The following is an 8432-nucleotide window of genomic DNA, read 5'->3' as shown; positions in this document are numbered from 1 at the left end:
TCAACTGACTATCTCCATTATACGTCTACCATAAAAGCTAACTGCGTCCGTGTGATAAAAAATGTAACCAAAACCTTGAGCAACAAACTCGTATTCGTGGATTACTAACCTGAACTTGAACGTAAATTAAATGTACTCATGTTCATTCTGCATATATTGGAAGAATCAGCACATTTTTATCCGTTCAAAAGCGCACCCGCTTTGTTAGCCTTTAAAAAAAGGGCGATAAGAATAGGGGATTTTCATTTATTTATCCACAGATAATTGGCAATTCTTTTAGTACAATTACCTCTATACAGTGTTGAAATGCTAAACAACTGTTATATAACAACTTTATCTGGGGATAACCTTATGTATTCATTCAATTAAATGAATTGTTTAGGCCGTTATGCTGAAAATTTGCGCATATATCATGCCAGAATGGCGTACCTACAATACAAAATACACAGCAAAATGTGGATAAAAGCAAGCAATGCGCAATATTTATGCACAATTCAAATAAATAGCGCTTTTAAAGCCGATAAACGTTGACAATGACTATTTTGATCTCTATCATTCCGCGTCCATTTCCAAGCAAGGTTTCATTTTAGTTGAAACTCATGCTTCAACGTTAAACTGAAACAAGTAGAGATTAGGCCATGAAAAGAACTTTTCAACCAAGCAATTTAAAGCGTAAGCGCTCTCACGGATTTCGTGCTCGTATGGCCACTAAAAACGGTCGTAAAGTACTAGCAAACCGCAGAGCAAAAGGAAGAGCTAAATTATCAGCTTAATGTGTGAGTAAAGCATATTAAACCGGTAGATAACTCATTTCCCAGGGAGTCACGTTTGTTGACTCCCAAAAACTTCTCCTTTGTATTCGATAAAGCTATTCCCGCAGTTTCTAATCACATCACCATACTAGCAAGACACAACGAACTCGAAACAGCTCGTCTAGGTATTACTGTGCCTAAGAAAAAAGTCAAAAATGCGACCGATCGCAACACAATAAAAAGAATTATACGAGAAAGCTTCCGATTACGGAGACATCAGCTACCAAATGTTGATATTATCGTGATCGCGAAACAAGGTATAGGTCAACTGGACAACCAAGAGATGGTCGTTCAACTAGAGAAATTATGGCGAAAACTAACCAATCGATGCAATCAAAGCGCAAGTTAATGACACAAAATAAGGCTTCAACCCCTTTTTCTTTGTTAACCCTGCCCTTTCGACTGTTGATAAAAGGTTATCAAGTCTTCATATCTCCCATGTTAGGCCAAAACTGTCGTTTTCATCCAACTTGCTCTTGTTACGCACATCAAGCTTTGGAACGACATGGATTAGTTAAGGGAACTTGGCTTTCTATAAAAAGAATAATGAAATGTAACCCAATGCATCCGGGTGGGTTTGATTACGTACCCGGAACAAGTGAAGATAACGTAACGCATTCACATAATGTGAACAACGAAGCATCGTCATTAGCAACACCTAAAAATAAACTTTAAAACGAGAAAAATATGGAATCCCAAAGAAGTCTCTTAGTTATCGGCTTATTGTTAGTCAGTTATCTATTATGGGTTGAATATCAGGACGCATATGGCCCTAAACCAGCTACACCACCTGTTCAACAAACTACGGCAAGTCAAGGTATACCAAGTGTATCCTCTGCCGATGGCGAAATCCCGAGCAATTCTTCAGTTCCCGCTATTGGAAATAATACCGCTTCGGATGTTCCGGTAAGCCAAACCGCTGTGCCACAAATTAGCACATTGGAAACTAACAGCGATCGTTTCATTAATGTCACCACTGACACTCTGGACCTTACCATTGACCTTGTAGGCGGCGACGTCGTTAGAGCTGATTTGGTAAAATACCCAGTAACTCAAGGTGCAGACGACTCGTATCAGTTACTAAAACCTGATATTGGCAGACTGCATATTGCCCAAAGCGGCTTGGTCGGTAAATCCGGTCCAGACTCAAATCCAAAAGGGCGTCCTCTATATAGCACCTCAAAGGCTGACTTTACATTGGACGGCGATACCTTAAACGTTCCTTTAACGTGGTCATCCGCTGAAGGTTTAAGCGTTACAAAAACCTTCGTATTTAGACGCGATCAACACGTTGTTGACGTTACCTATGACGTAAAAAATAACACTAACGCTGCCGTTACTATGGCGCAGTTTGCACAGTTAAAGCAAACTACTTTAGACCAGCCAGGCGGCAGTATGTTTATGCCTATTTATCGCGGTGGAGCTTACTCTACTCAAGATGACAAATACGAAAAATTTGGTTTCGGTGACTTTGAAGACGAAAAACTAAATGCCGTCACCATTGGTGGTTGGGCTGGCATGATTGAGCATTATTTTGTGACTGCTTGGGTACCACCACAGGAACAAACCAATACTATTACGAGTCGTATTGTTGATAACACCTTCGCCATTATTGGCTATACAGGCAAACCTGTAACAATAGCAGCAAACGGTGAAGACACTATATCTAGCCAATTATACATGGGACCTAAAACGCAAAGCGTATTAGCTGCAATTGCACCAGGCCTTGACCTTACCGTTGATTACGGTTTCTTATGGATGATTTCACAACCGTTATTTTCTCTATTAACCTGGATTCAAGGCATTGTTATTAACTGGGGTTTAGCGATTATTTGTGTGACGATTGTCGTGAAGGGTGCAATGTATTGGCTAACTAAAAAGCAATATGAGTCAATGGCGAAAATGCGTAATCTTCAGCCAAAAATGGCCCAATTAAAAGAACGTTTCGGTGATGACCGCCAGAAAATGTCTCAAGCAATGATGGAAATGTACAAGAAAGAGAAGGTAAACCCTATGGGTGGTTGCTTCCCGCTTCTTTTACAAATGCCAATTTTCTTAGCGTTATACTGGGTTCTACTGGAAAGCGTTGAATTACGTCATGCAAGCTTCATTTTCTGGATCACTGACTTGTCAGTTGCCGACCCGTACTATGTGTTGCCAATTCTTACAGGTGCAAGTATGTTCCTGCTGCAGCGTTTACAGCCGATGACAATCACTGACCCGTTACAGCAAAAGATAATGACGTATATGCCGGTTGCTATGAGTATTTTCTTCTTCTTCTTCCCTGCTGGATTAGTTTTGTACTGGTTAATAAGTAACGTTATTACACTTGTTCAAGCAAAAATAATTTATGCGTCAATGGAAAGAAGAGGCATAAGTAGCAAAGCATAGATATACACTATTAAGGCTGTTATTCAGTTTCAATAGCACCCTTTTGAAAAGCCTGCTAACTGCGGGCTTTTTTGTCTACACAATTTAAGATTTACTAAACTGTGTAGAACTTACGAGATACAATCAAATCTCTAACGTAAAATAACTTTAGGAAGAACGCCCATGCCTACATTTGATATTGTTTCAGAATTAAACGAAGAAGAAGTAAAAAATGCAACTGAGAATGCTAACCGTGAATTATCAACGCGATTCGATTTCAGAAACGTTGAAGCCTCATTTGAATTCAAAGACGCATCGGTGATCATGAGCGCACAGGATGACTTCCAACTTAAACAGATGATGGATATATTACGTAACGCTTTGGTTAAGCGCGGTGTAAATACATCGGCAATGGATCGTAATGATAGTAGCCACACAGGAAAAACACATCGCCAAACCGTTGGCTTCAAGCAAGGTATTGATCAGCCCTTAGCTAAAAAAATAGTGAAACTAATAAAAGATAAGAAGCTGAAAGTTCAAGCTTCTATTCAAGGTGAACAGCTTCGCGTTACCGGTAAAAAGCGTGACGATTTGCAGGACGTGATGGCAATGTTGAAACAAGAAGACTTAGGCCAGCCGCTGCAGTTTAATAACTTTCGTGACTAATCTCTTGCTTAAATAGGTTATTAATTAAAAATGTCGTTGAATAAAGAAACCATCGTTGCACAAGCCACCGCACCCGGTAGAGGCGGTGTTGGTATTGTGCGTGTGTCTGGTCCTAAAGCAAAGGAAGTGGCATTGCGTTTATTGGGTGAATGCCCTGCCGTGCGCCAAGCTCGCTATTTGCCCTTTAAAGACCAACACAGCAACGTAATTGACCAAGGCATTGCACTGTACTTTCAAGCGCCTCATTCATTTACGGGAGAGGACGTATTAGAACTGCAGGGCCACGGCGGCCAAGTTGTTATGGAACTCTTGCTCGACGCTTGTGTTGCTAAATCAGACGTTCGATTAGCCCGACCGGGTGAGTTCAGTGAGCAAGCTTTCTTAAATGACAAGCTAGATTTAACACAAGCAGAAGCCATTGCCGATTTAATCAACGCTACTTCTAAACAAGCTGCCAAAAGTGCTCTTCGTTCACTGCAGGGTGAATTTTCACAGCAAATCAATATGCTGGTTGAACAAGTTATTCACTTGCGCATGTACGTTGAGGCTGCCATTGATTTTCCGGAAGAAGAAATCGACTTTTTGAGTGATGGTAAAGTGCAGGGTGACCTACTAAAAATTTGCGAACAACTCGACAAAATAAAGCACCAAGCCAAGCAAGGTAGTTTATTGCGCGATGGCATGTCGGTAGTAATTGTCGGTAGGCCAAATGCGGGTAAATCTAGTCTACTTAACGCGCTTTCAGGTAAAGAGTCTGCAATTGTTACCGAAATAGCTGGTACTACACGAGATGTACTAAAAGAACATATTCACATAGATGGTATGCCTTTGCATATTATCGATACTGCTGGCCTGCGCGAAAGCACCGATGAAGTTGAAAAAATTGGTATAGAAAGAGCTTGGAGCGAAATTGAAAAAGCCGACCGTATTTTGTTTATGGTTGACAGTAACGAAGAAAAAGCCGACCAGCCTGGCGATATTTGGCCAGACTTTTATGCTCGCTTGCCAGCAAATGCAAATATTACTGTTATTCGCAACAAGTGTGATGAGAGTGGTGAAACGATAGGATTGTCGAGCACTTCTACCTATCCTGTATTGCGTATATCAGCAAAACAACAGCTTGGTATTAATGAACTTCGAGATCATTTAAAACAATGCATGGGCTTTGAGCAAGCAGGCGAAGACCAAGTTATAGCGCGCCAACGACATATCATCGCGCTGCAACAAGCAGACGAACATATCAATCAAGGCAAAGCGCAACTTGAAGACAATATGGCCGGTGAGCTACTTGCAGAAGAATTACGAATTGCACAACAATACCTAAATGAAATAACCGGTGAATTTAGCTCTGACGATTTATTGGGTAAGATATTTTCATCGTTTTGTATTGGTAAGTAATTCGATTTTTATTTGTTCAACGGAACGTTTATTTATTAAGGTTTGAACATTGATAAACTGAACAATTAGCGCGATCAGACGTAAAACGGTAATAACAGCTTGCAAACTAACTCTACGAAATTATTACTAATTTAAGGTAACTTTATGCATTTTGATATTATGGTTGGTTCCGTACTAGGTGCTTCAGAATATGTCGCTGAAGCATTATTGGCGGCTATTAAAGAAGCTGGTCATGACGGCAATTGTCATTTCGACCCTTCAATATCGACATTAAATAAAGACAACGTTTTGTTGATATGCACATCAACCCATGGTGCTGGTGATTTACCCGACAACATAGAGTCGTATGCAAAATCACTTGAAAACCAAGATCTACAGGGTGTAAACGCTATTATAGTTGGCCTGGGTGACAGCAGCTATGATACTTATTGTGGTGCTGCTATGAAAATGGAAACTCTTATCGTGAACCAAGGCGCGACCCTATTAACAGAGCCTTTACACATAGATGTATTGAACCACCCTATTCCTGAAGATATTGCTGTAGACTGGTTTACTGCACAACTAGAAAAACTATAGGGAAAATAGCCTAAACCATGAATAGCCTAGAAATAGATGCACTTCAATTATCCATGAGTAATCATGCGAGAGCCCTCTATAGCATCTACTTAGCGCCAAAAGGCTACGCTTCAAAAGGCAAGCTAACGCTTTCTTATCAAGATATTATGCAGTTTCTCAACAGCAAAGAAGAGATCGTGACTCTAGGACGACAAGTCAATTCACTTCTTAAAGAGTTAGATAATGTTGGGCTAATTAGAATTGAAGATGATCAATCGTATAAACGCAGCTTAAACAAACAGGTTATCCATTTACCTTTGAGTGTCAGTAAGGAAATTTCAAGTATTGCCACCGACAAACACCAAAGTTTTGTTAAGATGAATGTTAGCTGGCGTCCAGACGCCGATTTATTTGAGCAGCTTTGTCAGCTTGTTGGTGTTATCGACAAAGGGTATTCTGCTGACGAGCTCGGAGAGTACATAGCTTACTGGTTAGGTTATCCTGAGAAACAGTTTACTGATTATCAATGGACACAAAAATTTGTGTTAAACATAAAACAGCGCCGTCAGAGACAGCCTGTGAATAAAGAACAAACTAAGATTGGCCATCAATGGATAACACCCCAAGCAGGTCTTGAAATAGATGATAATGTTAAACAACTAGTTGAAAAATACAGCGGAAAATCATGAAAAGTTTAAACGATAGAATTAATGAATTGGCAAAGTCATTGGGAAAAGATCCTGAGCCTGAAGCGCAATTTAACTATAAAGAGCGCCGCGAGGAATTCGATCGTTTAGCTAATCAGGATGTTCAAAAACTGCAGCAAGAAACGCGACTTCAGCGAGTTCAACAAATACACGGTAAATCTGAGCTTAATCCAAAATGGACCTTTCACAACCTCGTTGAAGATGCACAAGACGTTGTTGAAGCAATTAATATCGCAAAATCGTTTATTGCTGCCCATGCCGATCCTAGCTGGCGCAACAGTCGTGCTCATATGATGATTTTTTACGGTGACTATGGTCGCGGTAAGTCACATATAGCCGGTGCCATTGCGCATCAATTAATTGACCAGTACGAAACAACCGTCATGTATCGTCAATTACAGACCCTGCTTGAAATGCGTTTTTCCTCATATGATTTTCAATCAAATGATAGCGCACCTGAAAAATTCAGAGAAATAAACAAACAGCTGCAAGATGTTGATTTACTAATATTAGATGAAGTTTGCGTGAATGAAACCATGCTGAAAAAAACGACTCAAAGCTGGTTAGGTAGTCTGTTAAGACAACGTCTAATTGAAAATAAAAACTGTATTCTTATTACTAACCACAATCTGAAAGACTTAGAAACCGCGCTAGGTAGATATTGTTTCGAGTCGATAAAAGAATACGATACTTACAAAGTCAGATTCCAAGGCCCTAGCAGACGCAAGCAGGTTGTTCCTGACTATGCTGAACCCAGCAGCGGCAACCAATACCAACCTAATCAGGTTCGCTAGACGCAACTAGACAACCTTCGTTGCGTTAGCCCAACAATGGCAAGCGCAAATTCAATAAACTGGTATCTAGTACACTAGTATGTAGTCTCATTATGTTTATCATTTGTGTATCCGGAAATTATTTCAACGATGCTTTGGCATCATGAAGCTTGCAACAGTCAGCCTACTAGAAACGCACAATTTAAAAAAATGACCTAGTTAACAATATAATATTCTCCTTTCTCACCATAATTGTCTTTAGTGTCTATAGCAAAGTAGGCCAAATTGAATGGATTTAGATGTTAATTATGGCTGTTTCTTCTGCAGTGGGAGCTTATACAGACCCTGGAACTGGCTATAAAATCAAAGATAAATGGCTTATTTAGGCTGTTTTATCTGCGAGTTTCTTTTTATTCTCTACTTTATTTAGCACATCCCATTCTGTGTGTAATTCAGACACCTTTCAAAATGTGCATAAGTAGCATGAAAGTTGATCATAGTGTGTAGCTGATATATTAAAAGCAACAAAGTAAGATACTTACAGTGAATAACTTAACAAATATTTCTATTTAATGTACAAGTTATACACAATATCCACACCTGATCTTCAGTGCTGTGGATAAGATCGATCCTAAACTGTACGAAAGTTATGATCACTCACTGGACAGTTTTTACGATTATTTTGCCTGTGGATAAAAGGCCTACTTATACCGAGTATATACCGATGTTACACCTTCTTGTTAACAGGGTTTGAAGTGATATAAATTATTGTTATTTATATTAAAAAAAGGCTTATCAACAGAAAACGGCTTGCTTAATAATAATAATAATAACCTATATATCTAAGATCTCTATATTTATAAGGAAATCGAAACACCTAAATTTATCCACTTTTTTTTAAGGCCCAAATTAACCTAAAAACACAAACTACGATCAAATTTACCAACAAAGCGAAAATGTATTCATGCTTATCAAATATGAACGTGTTTTGCTGAACAACAATATCTTCTAAAAGTTTAACCAAGCAAAGTTAATGTTCAAATAATAAGCATTCCAAAAAGACCTAAACTCGTATAACATATGCGCCCCGTTTTTTAAGGGATGTTTTAAGCAAATATTTGTTAGTATCTACGAGTTACGTTTAGACTTTG

9 protein-coding genes are annotated in these 8432 nt (G+C 39.2%); all 9 read left to right on the top strand.

Annotated features, from left to right (window positions below):
* The first annotated feature begins 638 nt into the window (after window positions 1-638).
* The 9 genes from rpmH (at window position 639) to GNIT_RS17550 (ending at window position 7302) form a co-directional block, all read left to right on the top strand.
* Window positions 639-773 (top strand): 50S ribosomal protein L34, encoded by a 135-nt coding sequence (gene rpmH / locus GNIT_RS17985; RefSeq protein WP_014110684.1) that lies wholly within the window; start codon window positions 639-641, stop codon window positions 771-773.
* Between the two features lie 55 nt (window positions 774-828).
* Window positions 829-1161, top strand: coding sequence for a ribonuclease P protein component (gene rnpA / locus GNIT_RS17580; RefSeq protein WP_014110683.1), 333 nt, complete (start codon window positions 829-831; stop codon window positions 1159-1161).
* Complete coding sequence (gene yidD / locus GNIT_RS17980) at window positions 1161-1487, top strand: membrane protein insertion efficiency factor YidD (protein ID WP_085948150.1); 327 nt, start codon at window positions 1161-1163, stop codon at window positions 1485-1487. The genes rnpA and yidD overlap by 1 nt, the downstream gene beginning before the upstream one ends.
* A 12-nt stretch (window positions 1488-1499) precedes the next feature.
* Window positions 1500-3203, top strand: coding sequence for a membrane protein insertase YidC (gene yidC, locus GNIT_RS17575; RefSeq protein WP_014110681.1), 1704 nt, complete (start codon window positions 1500-1502; stop codon window positions 3201-3203).
* Between the two features lie 162 nt (window positions 3204-3365).
* Window positions 3366-3848, top strand: coding sequence for a YajQ family cyclic di-GMP-binding protein (locus tag GNIT_RS17570; protein WP_014110680.1), 483 nt, complete (start codon window positions 3366-3368; stop codon window positions 3846-3848).
* A 30-nt stretch (window positions 3849-3878) separates the two neighbouring features.
* Entirely contained in the window at window positions 3879-5246 is a 1368-nt protein-coding gene (mnmE, locus tag GNIT_RS17565) for a tRNA uridine-5-carboxymethylaminomethyl(34) synthesis GTPase MnmE (protein ID WP_014110679.1), read from the top strand.
* Window positions 5247-5390: 144 nt separating this feature from the next.
* Window positions 5391-5822, top strand: coding sequence for a flavodoxin domain-containing protein (locus GNIT_RS17560; protein ID WP_014110677.1), 432 nt, complete (start codon window positions 5391-5393; stop codon window positions 5820-5822).
* Between the two features lie 17 nt (window positions 5823-5839).
* On the top strand, window positions 5840-6490 hold the full coding sequence (locus GNIT_RS17555) for a DnaT-like ssDNA-binding domain-containing protein (RefSeq protein ID WP_014110676.1): 651 nt from the start codon (window positions 5840-5842) through the stop codon (window positions 6488-6490).
* On the top strand, window positions 6487-7302 hold the full coding sequence (locus GNIT_RS17550) for a DnaA ATPase domain-containing protein (RefSeq protein WP_014110675.1): 816 nt from the start codon (window positions 6487-6489) through the stop codon (window positions 7300-7302). Before GNIT_RS17555 ends, GNIT_RS17550 begins: the two co-directional genes overlap by 4 nt.
* The last annotated feature ends 1130 nt before the right edge of the window (window positions 7303-8432 follow it).

The sequence above is a fragment of the Glaciecola nitratireducens FR1064 genome (assembly GCF_000226565.1).
Taxonomy (GTDB): Bacteria; Pseudomonadota; Gammaproteobacteria; order Enterobacterales; family Alteromonadaceae; genus Glaciecola; species Glaciecola nitratireducens.
This window is presented reverse-complemented; position numbering and strand designations above follow the sequence as displayed.